The sequence below is a fragment of the Dyella sp. 333MFSha genome, from assembly GCF_900102405.1.
Classification (GTDB): Bacteria; Pseudomonadota; Gammaproteobacteria; order Xanthomonadales; family Rhodanobacteraceae; genus Luteibacter; species Luteibacter mycovicinus.
The window spans coordinates 212,072-230,203 of record NZ_FNBR01000006.1; the positions used below are offsets into that span (position 1 = coordinate 212,072).

The following is an 18,132-nucleotide window of genomic DNA, read 5'->3' on the forward strand; positions in this document are numbered from 1 at the left end:
TTGGCCTTCCTGGCACGTTGTTGTTTCAGGCGTATTCGACATCGCCGATCGCCTTACTGATGGCGGCGATACCGCGCGACTTTTCCGAGCGGCGGTCAGTGACCAGCACGTCGATCCGGTCCGCGGGACACCAGGCGACGCGACTGCGTACGCCGATTTTTGAATGGTCCGCCGCGATCACGATGCGTCGTGCGCTGGCGCACATCGCACGGGCGATCTCGGCTTCCTCCATTTCGAAACTGCTGGCACCGGCCTTCGCATCGATGCCCACCGGAGAAAGGATCGCCAAGTGGGGCTGATAGCGGCCGATCTCGGCGATCGTCGCCGATCCGTTGGTACAACCGATCTGCGCATCGAAGCGACCGCCGAGCAAATGAACCTCGTTGCCGGGGCGTGACGCGAAGCGCGCCGCCACGTCGACCGCATTGGTAACGATGGTGAGCCCGCTTCGTGTCGCCAATGCTTCAGCGACGAGCGTCATCGTGCTGCCCGCATCCATGAAGATGGTCTGGCCGCTCTCGACCAGGCTGGCGACCTTCTTCGCGATGGCGCGTTTTTCGCGTACGCGGGTAGCATGGCGCACGGCGATCGGCGGCTCATCGCCGGTCAGCACGGCACCGCCGTGCACACGGCGGATTTCTCCGAGAGCGGCCAGTTCGACCAGGTCGCGGCGAATGGTTTCGCGCGACACGCCGAGCTCGGCGACGATGCGCTCCACGGAGACCTTGCCACTGGTGCGGAGCAGGTCACGGATGCGGGTGTGTCTTTCTTCATGCCACATGGCGTCGGTCCTTGAGTGTGTGGAGGATGAGGCGCATGACGCCCAGTGCGAGGCCGCCGGCGAGGACGACGCACATCGCGTACGCCGCCGCCTGGGCCAGGAAGCCGTTTTCGTCCAGGCGCATCACCGTGACCGAGGCAAGGCCAAGGTCGGGCGTCACCAGGAAGATCACGCCCGACAGGGTCACCAGCGAGCGCATGAACAGGTAGAAGAAGGTCGCGACAGCGGCGGGCGCCGCGAAAGGCAGCACCGCGTCGCGAACGACGTGACGTGTGTCGCCGCCGAACACCGCCACCGCGTCTTCCAGTGCTTCCGGAACACTACGCATACCGGTCTGCAGCGCAAGAAAGGATGGCGCGTGATAGTGATAGAGACTGCATGCCGCGATGATCGCCACGCTGCCGTAGAGCCAGGTCGACAAGGCGCCGTGATTGAAGGTGAGCACGTAGCCGAGTCCCAGGACCATGCCGGGCACGGCGGCGGGAAGCGAAGCCAGCACCTGCACCGGCCGGGCAACCCAGCCGGGCAGTCGACGCAGCCCGGCGGACAGTGCGAAGACCAGGACGACGCCGGCGAGTGCCGCCAGCAGCGAGACCCATAGCGACGTGCCCACCGGTCCGTATCCGTCGGGCATGCCGCCGAGGTAGTTGGCCAGGGTGAGGGTGCGGTTGTACGGCCAGAGTTTGACGAGGCTGACGTAGGCGACGGTGCCGACGACGGCGACGATGCCGAGCACGGCCAGCAGCGTCACGGCGCCGAGTACGCTGTCGCGCCACATGTTGCGCTCCGGCACCAGCGCGCGGCCCGGACTCGCGTCACCCATGTCCTGCCGGCGCTTCGCCAGGCGACCCAGCCAGACCGAGAGCACGGCGGGCGCGAGCAACAGCACGCCGAGCGTCGCACCCATCGGGAAATCGAGCTGGCCCACCACTTCGCTGTAGATCTCCATGGCGAGTACGCGATAGCTGCCGCCGACGACGACCGCGCTGCCGAAGTCCGTCAGCGTTTCGGTGAAGACCAGAAAGGCGGCGGCCAGCACGGCGAAGCGGATGCGTGGCACCGTGACGTCGACGAACTGGCGCCAGGGCGTGGCACCCATCGATGCGGCGGCGTCGTAGTGGCGGGCGGGGGTCCGCTCCAGTGCGGCCGACACGATGATCACGACCTGCGGCAGCCCGTAAAGCAGGTTGGCAAGCAACAGGCCCCAGAAGCCGTAGATGTCCGTGGGCCATCCGGTCAGGCGGTGGACGAGGCCATTGCGGCCGAGCAGGCACACCAGCCCGAGGCCGAGCACGAGCGAGGGGGCGAGCATGGGGAGCAGCAACGCGCCGCGAATCAGCGCCTTGCCTGGAAGTCGCGAGCGGTGCAGGGCCATGGCGACGCACACGCCGGTCGCGAGGGTGCCGAGCGTCGTCGTCACGCCGATGACCAGACTGTGCAGCGCCGCACGCGGCAGGCCGGGATCGTCGAACAGACGCGCGTAGTTCGACAGCGTGACGGCACCATGGGCGTCGGTGACGCTCCGCCACAGCACCGTCAGCAGGGGATAGAGGAAGAAGCCGGACAGGCCCAGCAGCGGCGGCACGATAAGCAGGATGCCCGCCATGTGGCGTCGTGTGTGTGCCGCGGCCAGTATCAACGCACTCATGCGGCGACCCACGCACCGCGGGTTGCATCGACCGACACGGCCTCGCCCGGATTCAGGTTGCTGCGCCCCGGGAGTTCGACGAGTAACGAGCGGCCACGCCAGGCGATGCGCGCGTGGGCGAGGTTGCCCAGGAAGGTGAGTTCCTCGATCACACCTTCACCGCGTGGATCGGCGACGATCTTCAGGTCCTCCGGCCGCAGGCAGAGGTCGAAGGTGGCTTCGGCACCCGGAGGGCGCCGTTCGAGGAACGCGGGCATCGCCTCGCGCACGAGCGCGGTGGACAGGAGGTTGGATTTGCCGATGAAGCTGGCGACGAAGCGCGTGCGCGGCCGCTCGTAAAGGCAGCGCGGCGTGCCGATCTGCTCCACGCGTCCCTCGTTCATGCAGACGATGGTGTCCGCCATGGCCAGTGCCTCGTCCTGATCGTGCGTGACCATCAGGGTCGGAATGCCCAGCGAGCGTTGCAGCGAGCGGATCTCCGTGCGGAGCTGTGTCCGGATGGCCGGATCCAGCGCGGAAAGCGGCTCATCCAGCAGAAGCATGGCCGGATCGCTGGCCAGTGAGCGAGCCAGCGCCACACGCTGTTGCTGACCGCCGGAAAGCTCGTCCGGATAGCGCGCGGCGAGTGCGCCCAGGCCCACGCGATTGAGCAGGTCGGCGGTGCGCGAGATGACGGTCGCGGCTACCTCGCGGCGCAGACGCATGGGGTAGCCGACGTTGGCGGCGACGGTCATGTCCGGGAACAGCGAATAGGACTGAAACACCAGGCCCATGCGACGGTCGCGCGCGGGCAGCCGGGTGATATCGCGTTCGCCGAGGATGACCCGGCCGGCATCGGGCGGCGTCAGGCCGGCGACGATGCGCAGCAACGTCGTCTTGCCGCAGCCGCTGGGGCCGAGCAGGCAGACGAAGTCGCTTTCACCGGCGGTAAAGGACACGCCGTCGAGCACGGTCTGCCCGTTCCAGGCCTTCGCGATGTCGTCGATGCGAAGATGCATGTTCCCCTTGACTCCCCGGGCCGGCGCGTCAGCGCGTCAGCCGCTTGTATCTGGCAATGAGCGCCGCGCGTTCGCGCGCCGCCATGGTGAAGTCGCGGGCGGGCAGCGTCGCGACGAGGTCGGCGGGCAAGCCCTGCCGTTGTTGTTCTTCAGTCGGTTTGCTGCCCGGCGCCGCGACGATTTCCTTGAAACCGCGGTACAGCGAAGCGGCTTCCGGCGACGCGGTCCAGTCGAGGAAGCGGCGGGCGTCCGCGTCGTGCGCGGCGTCCTTCATCAGGGCGGAACCTTCGAGTTCGTAGCCGGCGCCATCCGACGGAATCACCATCGTCACCGGATAACCCTGGCGGATCGACTGCATCGCGGAAAACGCGAACGACACGCCGATCGGGAATTCCCCGATGCGTGCGAGCTTGCAAGGCGCGGAACCCGATAGCGTTATCTGGCCCACGTTGTGTGCGATCGCGGTGACCAGCGCCATGCCTTTCGCGCTGCGCCCGGCATCGCTGAGCGAGGACAGCACCATGTATCCGGTGCCCGACGATGCCGGATCGGGCATGGCGATCTGCCCGCGATAACGCGGCGAGGTCAGGTCCTGCCACGTCCGCGGCACAGGCAGTCCGCGTTCGGCCAGCGCTTCACGGTTGACGCACAACGCGGCCAGATAGCCCGTGGGTGCGAACCAGCTGGCGTCCGCACCGCGAAAGCGGGCGGGCATGCGGTCGATGTTGTCCCCGTGGATGGGTGTGAGCAGTGCGGCGATGCGTGGGTCGAGCATGTCGGTGACGGCCATACCCCAGATCGCGTCGTTGCGCGGCTGGGCCGATTCCGCCAGCAGGCGCGCGGCAAGATCGCCACTGGACAGACGCAGCACATGTATGTCCAGATCGGGCAGGGCTTTCTTCGCCGCATCGAGGTACGTGGCGATTTCGTCGCTCTCCAGCGCGGAGTAGACGGTGACGCTACCCGCATTCGCCACGCCACAGGCGGCGCCCAGGGCGACGGTGCAGGCGATCTGGCGGTATGGACGCATCGATGTCCCCGGGCTGTGGCGCTGAAACAACATACCCCACCTGTGTGGCGTTTTGGGTATATTTGCAAAGCTGGGGACTTAGATCCAGCAGAGAATTTTCGTTTTTGTCATCAACCCGAAACGTTGGAGTGCTGTCGATGGAATCGTTGTCCGCCGCCGGGCGGAAGGAATTCGAGGCGTTTGCCGTGGGTATCGCCGACAACGCCCGAGCCTTGTCGCTGCCGCGTTTCCGCCGTCCCGTCGATGTCACCCTGAAAGGCGACATGAGTCCCGTGACGGCCGTGGATCGCGGCGTGGAATCCATGCTGCGCGAGCGCATCGAGCAGGCCTGGCCGGGCCATGGCCTGCTGGGTGAGGAATACGGCGCGACGCGTATCGACGCCGAGTTCGTGTGGTCGATCGATCCGATCGACGGCACGCGCAGTTTCATCTCCGGCTGGCCGCTGTGGGGCACCTTGCTCGCGTTGCTGCATCGCGGTCGTCCCGTGCTCGGCTTGCTGGACATGCCGGCGCTCGACGAACGTTGGATCGGCCACGTCGGGGTAGGTACCACGATGAACGGACATCCGTGCCGCACCAGCGTGTGTGAAGCGCTGGCGGAGGCGACGCTGTACACCACGACGCCGGACATGTTCACGCCGGAAGAGTGGGCGAAATTCGACCGTACGAGCCGCGCCGCCTACACCCGTCGCTTCGGTGGCGACTGCTACGGCTACGGCATGTTGGCGTCCGGTCATATCGATGCAGTGATTGAAGCGAATCTTATGCCGTACGACTACCTCGCCATCGCACCGGTGGTCGAAGCGGCGGGCGGCGTGATCACCGACTGGGAGGGGCGCGCGCTGGGCCTCGACAGTGGCGGTCGTGTCGTCGCGGCCGCGACGCCGGCCTTGCACCTGGCCCTCATCGAATCCCTGCGACAGGACTGAGTTTCCATGGTTTCACGCGATCGGCGCCGTTTCCTCCAGACCGCGGGTGCGACGGCGGTGGCCTCGCTGGTCGCGCAGGGTTTTCCCGCCGCTATCGCGAAAGCGCTGGCCACGCCGCCGGACCGTCGCACGGGCAGCATCGCGGACGTCGAACACGTGGTGATCCTCATGCAGGAAAACCGGTCGTTCGATCACTACTTCGGCAGCCTGCGCGGTGTGCGCGGTTTTGCCGACCCGCGCGTACTCGAACTCGGTAACGGCGATCCGGTATGGAAACAACCCGTCGGCGCCGCTCGCACGAAATACTGGAAGTCCCGCGGCGTCGGCGACGATGTGGCCTGGGTCTATCCGTTTCACCTCGACACCCGTGCCAGCGGCGACCATCACGAGGGGACCGATCACGGCTGGAGTACCGGCCACGGCGCGTGGAACCTCGGACGCAACGATCGCTGGATCGAGCAGAAACAGGACGTGCTGACCATGGCGTACCTGCGCCGTGACGATGCCGCGTTTCATTACGCGCTCGCCGACGCGTTCACCGTCTGCGATGCGTACCACGCGTCCGCGCTGGCCGATACGGCGATCAACCGCATCTACCTGTGGAGCGGGACGTGCGATCCCTCGGGGCGGCTGAGCCGCAAGCCGAATGGTCCCGGCACGGAAGAACGCGCGGATGCCAATGGCTATACGTGGACGACGTACCCCGAGCGGCTGGAGAAAGCCGGCATCAGCTGGCGCGTTTATCAGGGCGGCACGGGTGAGCCGGGCTCGCCCACCGACAATTACACCGACAACTCGCTCGAATTCTTCGCGGCCTACCAGGTGAAGGAAGGGGCGGATCCGAACGGCTCACTCGTGCGCAATGGTGTTTCGACGCACACGTTGCGTGACCTGCGCGACGACGTCATCCATGGCCGGCTGCCGCAGGTCGCCTGGATCGTCGCGCCCTACAAATACAGCGAGCATCCGACGTCCTCTCCGGCCGACGGTGCGTTCTACATCCGCAGCGTGCTCGATGCGCTGACCGTGAACCCGAAGGTCTGGGCGCGTACCGTGCTGTTCCTCAACTACGACGAAAACGACGGTTTCTTCGATCATGTCGTGCCGCCCGCCCCGCCGGCCGGGAGCGGTGAAGACGGGCAGGGCGTCGTATCGGACGATCTTGTCGCCTCGCTCGACGACGAGATCATGGATCTCGACGCGCATCCGAAGATATCCGCGCCGCTCGTGCCTGGCAGCGATCCACGCGGCAGACAGCCAGTGGGGCTCGGCAATCGGGTGCCGATGATCGTGGTCTCTCCGTGGACACGTGGCGGCTGGGTATGTTCAGAAACGTTCGACCACACCTCGGTACTGCGGTTTCTCGAGAAGCGCTTCGGTGTCGAGGAAACGAACATCAGTGCATGGCGCCGTTCCGTATGCGGCGATCTGACCAGCGCGTTCGATTTCACCGGTGTCGCCGACGACCGGGTACCCCGGCTCGGTGTGCCATCCGGATCCGACGGCAAGCTGCCCATCGAGGTCCCGCGCGTACAAGCGATGCCGGTGCAGGAGGCGGGCAGCCGTCCTTCGCGCGCACTGGGCTACGCGTGGTCCGTCGAACACTCACTGGACGCGGATGGCAGTCGACTCGTCTTCCGCAACACGGGGCGTCTGGGCGCCGCTTTCCTGGTCTACGACGGGTTGCGGCGGGATGCCTCACCGCGCCGGTACGCGGTGAGTGCGGGCAAGCGTATCGAGGATCGCTGGCCTCTGGCGAACGCAGGCGATGCATATGATCGACGTGTGCACGGCCCCCATGGATACCTCGCGCATCTTCGCGGCTTCGCCGGCGATGCCGTCGAGGCGGTTCTCGCCGGTGTGCCTGGCGCGCGTCGTGTGGAGGTCCGGCTCAGCAACGTTGGAACAGCTCCGATGCCGGTCCGCATACGCAACGCGTATGCGATGGAAGCCGCACGCGAACTGGAACTGGCGGCGGGCCAGTCGGTGACGTTGTCGTTCGACCTGCAGGCGAGCGCGGGCTGGTACGACATCGACATCGTCTCACCGGCGCAGCCGCGCTATCTGCGACGATTCGCTGGCCATCACGAAGACGGTCTGCCGGCGACGAGCGATCCGGGACCGAGGTCGGCCTGACCGGTCACCGCATCCCGTCGCCTCCGTTCAAGGGCGTTGCATGGCGTCGGCCGCCTTTATGCCGCGTAGCGACCCCGCGCGGCCGGGTGCCTGCGCCAGGGCGTTTTCGAACGCCGACCGGGCGGCGGCAGGCTGCTTCTGCAGCAGCAGAAGATCGCCCAGTTGCTCGCGCGCGGGGACGACGGGACCCGGCGTGACCGGTCGTTTCTCGACCCGGTCCTCGCGTTCGGCGGCATCGGTGAGCAGGGCGACCGCGGCGGAGGTATCGCCGGCCGTCTGTGCTGCCCATGCCTTGACTTCGGACGCGAGGATCCCGGTTTGCGTCGACCAGTACTCGTCACCCGAGGTCCTCAGTGTCGCCTCGATCTGGTCCAGACGATGGGCCTCGGCGCGCGCTTCGGCCGGATGGCCGGTCCGGGCCAGTCCGATGCCTCTTGCCCATACGCCGATGGCCACGACGGACGGTGGCGCTGTCTTCGGTGGGACGATGGCTGCGGCGTCATTCCAGCGCCCCTGTTCGACCGCCTCGCGGACCGGCATGGCCGTGGCGGCATACGCGATGGCGAAGTCGCTCATGTCGGGATCGGCCAGGGCCTTCATGTCGGCGATCACCTGCCTGGCTTCCTTGTCCCGACCCGTCTGAAGGTAGGCGTAGACCAGATAATCCATCGCGTGCAGTTCGCCCATGACATCGTCGTGGGCTTTCGCGGCCGCTTCGGACGCGAGGTTGGACCGAATGGAATCGTCCCACAGTCCCAGTCGCGTGAAGATGTGCGATGGCATGTGCAAGGCGTGGGGCGCGGAGGGAGCGATGCTGGCGTATTTGCGTGCCGCCGGCAGGCCGCTCGCCGCCAGTTCCGCACTGTCCGAGGCGTGGATCAGATAGTGCGCGATACCCGGATGGTCCGGGTACTGGCGAAACAGCGGGTCGAGAATGGCGATGGCCTCTTTCTGCTTCGCGTGCGTCCTGTCCGTCATCGATGCGTTCGAGAGCAACGCCAGTGCGTAGAACACGTGCGCTTCCACATCGTTCGGGTTGGCGCGCGCCAGTTGCGCCATCGCCTGCTCATAGGCCTGGGTCCGCTGCGCAGGTTTGAGATCCTTGTCTGGTTGAAACAAAAGGCCCAGCGCATGGATGTATTGCTGCTCACGGGGCGACGGGGGCGCGAGGCGCGTGGCCTCCAGGGCTTCCCGCTGCGCACCGGCAAAGCTGTCCGCCGGCAGGGCCGGCGCCCACACCGGATGGAAGGCCGTCATCGCCATGCCCCAGTGGGCCATGGCGCAGGTCGGGTCCTTCGCGGCTACCTCGTGGAACGCCTGCGCGGCGGCGCCATAGGCGAAGGAATGGAGCAGGGCCACCGCACGGTTGAATGAGGGCTGGACGGCCGCCGCGCACGAGACCGGGAACGACACGGTGCCGAGCTTTTCGGGCACGCCATGATCGTGCATGTCGTGGGCCCAGGCGGTGGATGTCAGGGCGAGCGTCAAAGCGAAAACGCGCAGCGAACCGGTCATGCCGGGCTCCCATGATCCGGGCACAGGCTGCCCGTGAAGCTGCCCAATCTACGCCCGCCGGGCGGCCCCGCCTATCTCCCGGACGGCTATACTCCGTGGTCAGCCCCATCGAAAGCCGTATCCCGTGACCAGCGAACTCTCCTCGATCATCGATTTCATCCGCTACGGCGCCAGCCGTTTCTCGGCCGCCGGCCTGACGTTTGGCCATAGCCACGACAATCCGATCGACGAGGCCACCCATCTGGTGCTGGCCGCGCTGCACCTCCCGCCGGATATCCCGCCGGCTTACGGCGCAGGCAACCTGATCGCGGAGGAGAAGGCGAAAGTGCTGGCCCTCATCGAACGCCGGGTCACCGAGCGCGTGCCCGTCGCGTATCTGGTCGGCGAAACCTGGTTCGCGGGCATGAAGTTCAAGAGCGACCACCGTGCGCTGGTCCCGCGCTCGCCCATCGCCGAGCTGATCGAAGGCCGCTTCACGCCGTGGCTCGACGACCGCCACATCGAGCGCGCGCTGGACCTGTGCACCGGCTCGGGCTGCATCGGCATCGCCATGGCCGAGTACAACCCCGACTGGCAGGTCGACCTGATCGACGTCAGCGACGACGCGCTGTCGCTGGCCAACGAGAACATCGTCTTCCAGCATGTGGAAGATCGCGTCCGCGCCATCAAGTCCGACCTGTTCGACGGCGTGAAGGGTGAGGTCTACGACCTCATCGTCTCCAACCCGCCGTACGTCACTCATGCCGAATACGCCGCCATGCCGGCCGAATACAGCCACGAACCCGTCCTCGGACTGACATCCGGCGATGATGGACTGGACATCACCCTGCGCATGCTCGATGAGGCCGCCGACCATCTCAGCGAAGACGGCCTGCTGATCGTCGAAGTCGGCGACAGCGAGCACGCCCTGGCGGCGTTGCTGCCGCGCGTGCCCTTCGTCTGGCTGGAGTTCAAGGTCGGTCAGATGGGCATCTTCGCGCTGGAGCGGCGCGACCTGATCGAGCACGCCTCGGATATCGCAGCCGCACGCGCGGCAAGAAACTGAATCCATCGGAAGTACCGTGTCCTCCAATACGTTCGGCAAGCTGCTCTCTGTCACCACCTTCGGCGAAAGCCACGGCCCGGCGATCGGGTGCGTGGTCGACGGGTGTCCCCCGGGTCTGGCACTGGAGGCGTCCGAATTCCGTGCCGACCTCGAGCGCCGCGCCACCGGGCGCTCGCGGCACACCTCGCAACGCCGCGAGGCGGATGACATCGAGATCCTCTCGGGCGTCTACGAGGGGGTGACCTCGGGCACCCCGATCGCGCTTCTGATCCGCAATACCGACGCGCGGTCAAAGGATTACGGCAATATCCTCGACACGTTCCGCCCGGGGCATGCCGACTACACCTACTGGCAGAAGTACGGCGTGCGCGACCCGCGCGGCGGCGGCCGGTCCTCGGCGCGCGAGACCACCATGCGCGTGGCGGCTGGTGTCATCGCCAAGAAGTGGCTGGCCCAGCGCTATGGCGTTACCGTTCGCGGCCACGTGTGCCAGATCGGCGAGATGGTGCCGCGTGGCTTCGACGCCGATGCCATCGAGACCAGCCCGTTCTTCTGGCCCGACGCGGCCCAGATTCCCGACCTCGAGTCCTATATGGACGCCCTGCGCAAGTCGGGCGATTCTGTGGGCGCCAGAGTCACGGCGGTCGCCGACGGCGTGCCGGCGGGCTGGGGCGAGCCGATCTACGGCAAGCTGGACGGCGAACTCGCCGCCGCCATGATGTCGATCAACGCGGTCAAGGGTGTCGAGATCGGCGACGGCTTCGCCGCCGTGGCCCAGCGCGGTACGCAGCACCGCGACGAACTCACTGCCGACGGTTTTCTCTCCAATCACGCGGGCGGCATCCTGGGCGGCATCGCCTCGGGCCAGCCTGTCGTCGTCTCGGTGGCCTTCAAGCCGACCTCCAGCATCCTGATCCCGGGGCGCAGCGTCGACCGGGCAGGGCAGCCGGCCGAGGTCGTGACCAAGGGCCGCCATGATCCCTGCGTGGGTATCCGCGCCGTGCCCATTGTCGAGGCCATGCTGGCTCTGGTCCTGATGGATCAGGCGCTGCGCCATCGCGCGCAATGCGGCGATGTGGGCGAGGTGCCCCCGCGGATCCCCGGCGCCGTACAGGACAACGCATGAGCAAGCCAGTCGTCTGGGTCTCGCGACCCTTCTTTCCCGATATCGTCGACCGCCTGCGCGAGCACTTCGACGTGCGCGCCGAGACCGAAGAACGGCCGTTCTCGCCAGCTGAGCTGGCGGAACGTCTGGCCAACGCCGACGCGGCGATCGTCGGCCTCGCCGACAAGATCGATGGCAAGGTGCTGCAGGGCGCGCCGAAGCTGCGCTTCGTGGCCAATCTCGGAGTGGGGTACAACAACCTCGACATCGATGCCCTGACCAGCGCCGGTGTCGGTGCGTCGAACACTCCGGACGTGCTCAACGAGACGGTAGCCGATTACGCCTGGGCCCTGATGCTCGCCGCGGCCCGCCGGGTGTGCGAGTCCGAACGCTGGCTGCGTGACGGGCAGTGGCATGGCTCTCGTTTCGAGGGCTGGCTGGGCGCCGACGTGCACGGCAAGACCATCGGTATCCTCGGCATGGGCCGGATCGGGCAGGCCATCGCGCGCCGTGCCTCCGGTTTCCGCTCGCCGGTGATCTACCACAACCGGTCGCGCCTCGAGGCCTCGATCGAGCGCGACTGCGGGGCCCGGTACGTCGACAAGGCCACGCTGCTCGCCCAGTCGGACCACCTGATTCTGGTGCTGCCGTTCACGCCGGCCAATCGCCATACGATCGGCGAGGCGGAGCTGAAGGCCATGAAGCCGACGGCCACCCTGGTCAATATCGCCCGCGGCGGCATCGTCGATGACGCGGCCCTGGCCCGGGCGCTGACCGACGGGACGATCGCCTCGGCCGCCCTGGACGTGTTCGAAGGGGAGCCCCAGGTGCACCCCGACCTGCTGAAAATCGAAAATATCGTGCTCAGTCCGCACATCGCCAGCGCAAGTCGCGACACACGTCGCGATATGGCGGCGCTGGCTGTGGACAATGTGCTGGCGGCGTTTGGACATGGTCCCCACGCCGGCCGGCCACCCACGATTCTCAATCCGGGTGTACTGGCCGACGCCAGCTGACCTGTTTCCCACGCCCTGACGAAAGCGACTGATGAGCAAGAAGACGAGTTACAAGGTAGCCATGGTGGGTGCGACCGGCGCGGTCGGCGAAACCCTCCTTTCGATCCTCGCCGAACGGGACTTCCCGGTCAGCGAACTGGTGCCCCTGGCGAGCGAGCGCTCGGCGGGCGGTACGGTCGATTTCGCTGGAAAACCTTACGTCGTCCAGGATCTCGCCAAATACGACTTCGACGGCGTGGATATCGCCTTCTTCTCCGCCGGCGGCTCCGTCAGTCGTGAGCACGCGCCGCGCGCCGCGGCGGCCGGTGCCGTGGTGATCGACAACACCTCCGAATTCCGCTACCAGGACGACATTCCCCTGGTGGTGTCCGAGGTCAACCCGCACGCGATCGCCGATTACACGGTGCGCGGCATCATCGCCAACCCGAACTGTTCGACCATGGGCATGCTGGTGGCGCTGGCGCCGATCCATCGCGAGGTGGGCATCGAACGCATCAACGTGGCCACCTACCAGTCGGTATCGGGTGCGGGCCGCAGCGGCCTGGAAGAGCTGGGCAAGCAGACCGCGCAAATGCTCAACTTCCAGGACGTCGAGACGTCCAAGTTTCCCAAGCAGATCGCCTTCAACGTGATCCCGCACATCGACGACTTCCAGCCCAACGGGTACACCAAGGAAGAAATGAAGATGGTCTGGGAGACCCGTAAGATCCTCGAGGATCCTTCGATCCAGGTGAACCCGACCGCGGTGCGCGTGCCGGTGTTCTACGGCCACTCCGAGGCCGTGCACATCGAGACCCGCGACAAGATCACGGCCGAGCGCGCACGCGAACTGCTGGAGCAGGCGCCGGGCATCGTCGTGCAGGACGAGCGCAAGGCCGGCGGTTATCCGACCCCGGTCGGCGATGTCGCCGGCAAGGATCCCGTGTTCGTGGGGCGTATCCGTGAAGACATTTCCCATGAGCGCGGCCTCGACCTCTGGGTCGTGTCCGACAACATCCGCAAGGGTGCGGCGCTGAATGCCGTGCAGATCGCGGAGATCCTGATCGAGGACTATCTGTAATGAATCATCGCGCCGTCGCCGCTTGCCTGCTCGTTCTGGTATCGCCTTTTGCGATGGCCGGGCAGCGGGCGACGGCGCCGGCGCGAGCTGAAGATGCGCAGGCCGCCCGGGCCAGACTGGACGCGACGCACCGGGAGGTCACGGCGCAGGATGCCAGTGTGAAGCAGCTCAAGGCCAGGGTCGACACGCTGGAGTCGAACTCCGACGCGGCGGCGAAAGCCCTGGCCGAACGCGACCGGAAGATCGCCGAGCTGGAAAAGCAACTGGCCGCCGAGCAACGGCCGCGTTAACTGTAAGGGGGGCGTGTACGGGATTCGCGAACGACCGCAACGTTGTCGCGTAACTACCCGTGTTCGCTATTGTTAGTTGTTGCTGGGGTGCACTAAAGTGGCGCCTTCGCGGTTGATCGCCCGAAAGAGGCGCGCCGCCGGCATGATATTCGTTCGGGGGAAGCAGTAATGAACCGCACATTGAAGTTGTCGATCATGCTGGCGCTGGTAACGGGGGGCGGCCACGCCATGGCCCAGAACCTGGGTCCGGTCCAGATGCGCTCCACCATGGAACAGCCGTTGGTCGCGGAAATCCCGCTGACCGGCGTGTCGGGTAGTCTCGACAACGTCCATGTCACGCTGGCTTCGCCGGAGGCTTTCTCCCGCGCCGGGCTCAACCGCGACGGCCTGCCCGTGGCGCTCAGCTTCGCGGTGGCCAGAAATGCCAGCGGCCAGCCGGTGATCCGGGTGACCAGCAGCTCGCCGGTCCGCGACACCTATCTCGATTTCCTCGTCGAGGTCTCCAGCGGTAGCAACAAGGTCGTCCGCGAGGTGACCATGCTGCTCGATCCGCCGGGCACCCCGATTTCGGCGCCGTCCACCGGTGCGCCGAAGCCGACCTCGCGCCCGTCGCGCACCTCGGACGTGCCGTCCCGCTCCTCGTCGGATGAATCGCGTCCGTCGCGCAGCGAAGCGGCCGCCCCGGCCAGATCGCCATCGCGCAGCAGCGCGCCGGTTTCCGCCGACGGTAGCTACGGTCCCGTCCAGCGCGGCCAGAGCCTGTCCGCCATCGTGCGCGCGCACGGCAACGGCGGCGACATGAACCAGATGCTGCTGGCCCTGCACAAGGCCAACCCGGATGCCTTCTACCGCGACAACATCAATGCGCTGAAGACGGGCGCCGTGCTGCGCGTGCCGTCGCCGGAAGACGTGCAGGCCCAGTCCGCCGCGTCGGCCCTGGCCGAAGTGCGTCGCCAGAACGAAGAGTGGCGCTCGGGCTCGACCCGCAAGCCGTCCGTGGTCGCCGATGGCGCCTCGACCGGCGCGGCACAGGACACCGGCAAGGCCGCCGCGCCCGCCAACGATCGCCTCGCCATCGTGCCGTCCAAGGCCGGTGGCGATGCCGCGTCCACCCGCGCGGGTACGAAGGACGGCAAGGGCGATGCCCAGGTCGCCGGCCTCAAGCAGGAGCTGACGACCCAGCAGGAAAACGTCGCCTCGCTGAAGCAGCAGGGCGCCGAGCTGAAGTCGCGGATCAGCGATCTCGAAGAGATCAACACCAAGAACGAGCGCCTGCTGAGTCTCAAGGATTCGGAAATCGCCGAGCTGCAGCGCAAGCTGGCCGACGCGCGCAAGACGGGTGGCCAGCCGGCCGCGGCGGCTTCCGCGCCGACCCCGGCTCCGACGCCTGCTCCCTCACCGGCACCGTTCGCTGCCACGCCCGCGTCGACCCCGGCCGCTACCGCATCGGCTCCGGCGGCCGCGCCGGCACCGGCACCGTCCGCCGCCGCCACGGTGGCGACGACGCCGTTGCAGGCACCGGCGGCCGCGCCTCAGGCGCCTGCGCCCGCGCCAGTGGCTGCCGCCAGGCCGCCGGTCAAAAAGGCGACTCCGGTCGCGCCGGTCCCGGTCGAAGAAGATCCCTGGTACATGCAGCCGTGGGCATGGGGCGGCGGCGCCATCGTCATCCTCCTGCTGCTGGTCGCGGCCGTGTTCGGCCGCAAGAAGCCCAGGCCGGCCGCGGCGAGCGCGAGTTCGCTGGCCGATCGCTTCGGCCACGAGCCGAGCTTCGGCGAATACGGTCATAACGATGCCATCGACCAGGATCAGCGCGAGATCCTCGACGCCCTGGCTGAACACCCGGACGACATCGGCCTGCACCTGGAGCTGGTCAGCCTCTATTACGGCCGCCGCGACGTCGAGCATTTCGAAGCCGCCGCCGAGGCCATGCACGCGCACGTCGCCGATCCGGAACAGCCGGAATGGCGCGAAGTCGTGATGATGGGTGAAGACCTGGCCCCGAGCCATCCGTTGTTCGGCGGCACGCCGGTCGACGCGGTGGAGGAGCCGTACGATACGTACACGGCCGCCACGCCGCACACGGCCGCCACGCCGCACACGGCCGACGAGGCCGCCGCGCTCGAGGAATTCGACCTGGGCAGCTACGTGACGGGTCCGGACGAGGGCGAAATCCCGCCGCGTCCGGCACCGCAGAAACACAGCGAATACCACTTCAACTTCGACCTCACGCCGGTGCAGCGTGCCGAGGCGGATCGCCGTCCCAACGCACCGGACGTCTTCGATGTCGATGCGCCGGAATCGCCGTACAGCGAAACCCCGCTGCACGACGAGCCCGTCCACGGCTCGACCTTCGGCGACATCCTGAGCGAAGAGACGAAGACGCACGAGGAAGAGCGTTCGACGTGGTCGTTCGACGAAGACCATGATCTCGCCTCGCCCAGGCCGTCGGATCCGCCGCGTTTCGACGAGCCGCCGCGCTTCGACGAACCGCCGGCGTTCCCGGTCTTCCCCGACGAAGAGCCGCTTACCGACCGTTCGGCGGACAGCTTCAGCGACGACCCGGTCGACACCAAGCTCGACCTGGCCCGTGCCTACCTCGACATGGGCGACGCCGAAGGCGCCCGCCTGATGCTCGAGGAAGTCATCGCCGAGGGCTCGCAGATGCAGAAAGACACCGCGAAGCGGATTCTGAGCGATATCGTCTGAGTCATTCGTAGGCCGTGATACCAGAGCCCCGGTTGTGCCGGGGCTCTTTTTTGTGCTCGGCTTCGCCATCGCGTTGGGCGCGAACGCGTTGAGGCAGGGGCGCCGCCGGATGCCATTCTCGTCGCTAAGTCCTCCTTCGGCCTTCGCCTACGTGCGGAAGCGCTCCGAGAACGACACCCGGCGGCACCCCTCCGAACGATGAGGTTTCGTGCCGCAAAAACGATCGAGGAGCATAGGCGCAGGCCGCAAGATCGCCGCGCTCCGTTTTGCTCGCCCACAATCTACCGTTGCGTTGGGAGGGAGTCGTTGGCTGCCGTTCCTGGAGCGATTCCGCAGGGAGGCGAAGGCCGGACGAGGACTTAGCGACAGGAACGGCAGCCAACGGCTCCCCGGCCTCAACGCAACCGCTGCCACCCCCCATACGCCCCCGAACGCACCCCCATCCCCCCGAGTGGTACTCTTTCCGGTTTCCACCGCCCCAAGAACCCCGCCCCATGCGCATCGCCCTTGGCGTCGAATACGACGGCACCGACTTCTTCGGCTGGCAGCGGCTCAGCCATGCGAAGACCGTGCAGGGTTCGCTGGAGGCCGCGCTCGCTTTCGTCGCGCAGACGCCCATCGAGGTGACCGCGGCCGGTCGTACGGACGCCGGGGTGCACGGCCGCTGCCAGGTCGTGCATTTCGACACCGATGTGGTGCGCGACATGCGCGGCTGGATCCTCGGCGCCTGCTCCAATCTGCCGCACACGGTGGCGGTGACCTGGGCGCAGGTGGTGCCGGACGACTTCCATGCGCGGTTCTCCGCACGGGCCCGACGCTATCGGTATCGCCTGCTGCCGCGCTTCGTGCGCCCGGCGCTGGATGCGCGGTTCGTTGCCTGGGAGCGCCGCCAGCTCGATGCGGAGGCCATGAATGAAGCCGCGCAGGCGATCGTCGGCGAGCACGATTTCACCGCGTTCCGCGCGATCTCCTGCCAGGCCGCGCATGCGCGGCGTAACGTGCGTTCGATCCGTGTGTTTCGCGAAGACATCCATGTGGTCGTCGAGATCGAGGCGAATGCCTTTCTCCATCACATGGTGCGCAATATCGTCGGTTCGCTGCTGCGGATCGGCCGTGGTGAAGAGAGCGTCGGCTGGATGGCCGAACTGCTGGCCGGCCGCGATCGCGAGGTCGCCGGCGCCACCGCACCCGCGGAAGGGCTGACCTTCCTCGGACCGCTTTACGAAGCCCACTGGGGGCTGCCACAGGAAGTGACGCTATGACCCGGATCAAGTTCTGCGGGCTGACCCGCCTCGACGATGTACGCCTCGCGGTGAACCTCGGCGTGGATGCCATCGGCTTCGTGATGACGCGCAAGAGCAAGCGTTTCGTCGAGCCGGCCGCCGCCGCGCAGCTGCGCGATGCCGTTTCGCCGTACATCACCACGGTTGCGCTGGTGATGGACGATGAGCCGGCGTTTATCGATGAGGTGCTGCGCGTGCTCCGTCCCGACATGCTGCAGTTTCACGGCGCCGAAACCGACGACGAATGCGCCCGCTACGGCGTGCGCTATACCAAGGCCATCGCGATGGGTGAGGGTGAGGCGGCGCTGGCGCGCCTGCACGAATATCCGCGCGCGGCCGGCCTGCTGCTGGACGGGCACGGGCTCGGCGAGCAGGGCGGCAGCGGGCAGCGTTTCGACTGGTCGCGGATGCCGAAACATCTTGCGCAACCCCTGATCCTCGCGGGTGGGCTCGGCGCCGACACCGTGGCCGAGGCCATCCGCATCGCACGCCCCTGGGCGGTGGACGTCTCCAGCGGGATCGAGACGTCGCCCGGTATCAAGGATGGGGCTAAGATGGAACGCTTCATTTCCGCTGTACGACGATAACGA

The 18,132-nt window shown here is 67.0% G+C and carries 15 protein-coding genes; 10 read left to right on the top strand and 5 right to left on the bottom strand.

Annotated elements, in window-relative coordinates:
• Window positions 1–25 precede the first annotated feature (25 nt).
• From BLT40_RS18540 to BLT40_RS18555, 4 genes are read right to left on the bottom strand one after another with little or no spacing between them, the layout of a single operon-like run.
• Window positions 26–781 (bottom strand): DeoR/GlpR family DNA-binding transcription regulator, encoded by a 756-nt coding sequence (locus BLT40_RS18540; protein ID WP_090355696.1) that lies wholly within the window; start codon window positions 779–781, stop codon window positions 26–28.
• Complete coding sequence (locus BLT40_RS18545; protein WP_090355701.1) at window positions 771–2,429, bottom strand: ABC transporter permease subunit; 1,659 nt, start codon at window positions 2,427–2,429, stop codon at window positions 771–773. Before BLT40_RS18545 ends, BLT40_RS18540 begins: the two co-directional genes overlap by 11 nt.
• On the bottom strand, window positions 2,426–3,427 hold the full coding sequence (locus BLT40_RS18550) for an ABC transporter ATP-binding protein (RefSeq protein ID WP_090355706.1): 1,002 nt from the start codon (window positions 3,425–3,427) through the stop codon (window positions 2,426–2,428). Before BLT40_RS18550 ends, BLT40_RS18545 begins: the two co-directional genes overlap by 4 nt.
• Before the next feature lie 28 nt (window positions 3,428–3,455).
• The gene (locus BLT40_RS18555) at window positions 3,456–4,457 is read right to left on the bottom strand and encodes an ABC transporter substrate-binding protein (RefSeq protein WP_090355710.1); all 1,002 of its coding nucleotides are present in this window, start codon (window positions 4,455–4,457) and stop codon (window positions 3,456–3,458) included.
• A 137-nt stretch (window positions 4,458–4,594) separates the two neighbouring features.
• On the opposite strand from BLT40_RS18555, the gene hisN reads away from it, so the two are divergent.
• Window positions 4,595–5,386, top strand: a complete 792-nt coding sequence (gene hisN, locus BLT40_RS18560) for a histidinol-phosphatase (protein WP_043693364.1) — start codon at window positions 4,595–4,597, stop codon at window positions 5,384–5,386.
• A 6-nt stretch (window positions 5,387–5,392) separates the two neighbouring features.
• Complete coding sequence (locus BLT40_RS18565; RefSeq protein ID WP_090355712.1) at window positions 5,393–7,522, top strand: phosphocholine-specific phospholipase C; 2,130 nt, start codon at window positions 5,393–5,395, stop codon at window positions 7,520–7,522.
• A gap of 27 nt (window positions 7,523–7,549) precedes the next feature.
• Here BLT40_RS18565 and BLT40_RS18570 read toward each other — a convergent pair whose 3' ends face one another.
• Entirely contained in the window at window positions 7,550–9,037 is a 1,488-nt protein-coding gene (locus BLT40_RS18570; RefSeq protein ID WP_090355716.1) for a hypothetical protein, read from the bottom strand.
• A gap of 124 nt (window positions 9,038–9,161) precedes the next feature.
• On the opposite strand from BLT40_RS18570, the gene prmB reads away from it, so the two are divergent.
• From prmB to BLT40_RS18610, 8 genes are all read left to right on the top strand, one after another.
• Complete coding sequence (prmB, locus tag BLT40_RS18575; RefSeq protein ID WP_036114087.1) at window positions 9,162–10,082, top strand: 50S ribosomal protein L3 N(5)-glutamine methyltransferase; 921 nt, start codon at window positions 9,162–9,164, stop codon at window positions 10,080–10,082.
• A gap of 16 nt (window positions 10,083–10,098) precedes the next feature.
• Entirely contained in the window at window positions 10,099–11,208 is a 1,110-nt protein-coding gene (gene aroC, locus BLT40_RS18580; RefSeq protein WP_090355721.1) for a chorismate synthase, read from the top strand.
• Complete coding sequence (locus BLT40_RS18585) at window positions 11,205–12,203, top strand: 2-hydroxyacid dehydrogenase (protein WP_090355724.1); 999 nt, start codon at window positions 11,205–11,207, stop codon at window positions 12,201–12,203. Before aroC ends, BLT40_RS18585 begins: the two co-directional genes overlap by 4 nt.
• A 31-nt stretch (window positions 12,204–12,234) precedes the next feature.
• Window positions 12,235–13,263 carry an aspartate-semialdehyde dehydrogenase gene (locus tag BLT40_RS18590; protein WP_036114081.1) on the top strand — a complete coding sequence of 343 codons (1,029 nt, stop codon included), beginning with the start codon at window positions 12,235–12,237 and terminating at the stop codon, window positions 13,261–13,263.
• Entirely contained in the window at window positions 13,263–13,553 is a 291-nt protein-coding gene (locus tag BLT40_RS18595) for a hypothetical protein (RefSeq protein ID WP_036114079.1), read from the top strand. Before BLT40_RS18590 ends, BLT40_RS18595 begins: the two co-directional genes overlap by 1 nt.
• A gap of 168 nt (window positions 13,554–13,721) precedes the next feature.
• Window positions 13,722–16,259 (top strand): motility hub landmark protein FimV, encoded by a 2,538-nt coding sequence (locus tag BLT40_RS18600; RefSeq protein ID WP_090355729.1) that lies wholly within the window; start codon window positions 13,722–13,724, stop codon window positions 16,257–16,259.
• A 494-nt stretch (window positions 16,260–16,753) separates the two neighbouring features.
• Window positions 16,754–17,521 (top strand): tRNA pseudouridine(38-40) synthase TruA, encoded by a 768-nt coding sequence (gene truA, locus BLT40_RS18605; RefSeq protein WP_090355733.1) that lies wholly within the window; start codon window positions 16,754–16,756, stop codon window positions 17,519–17,521.
• A complete protein-coding gene (locus BLT40_RS18610) occupies window positions 17,518–18,129 on the top strand; it encodes a phosphoribosylanthranilate isomerase (protein ID WP_090355736.1) in 612 nt (203 codons plus the stop codon). Before truA ends, BLT40_RS18610 begins: the two co-directional genes overlap by 4 nt.
• Window positions 18,130–18,132 lie beyond the last annotated feature (3 nt).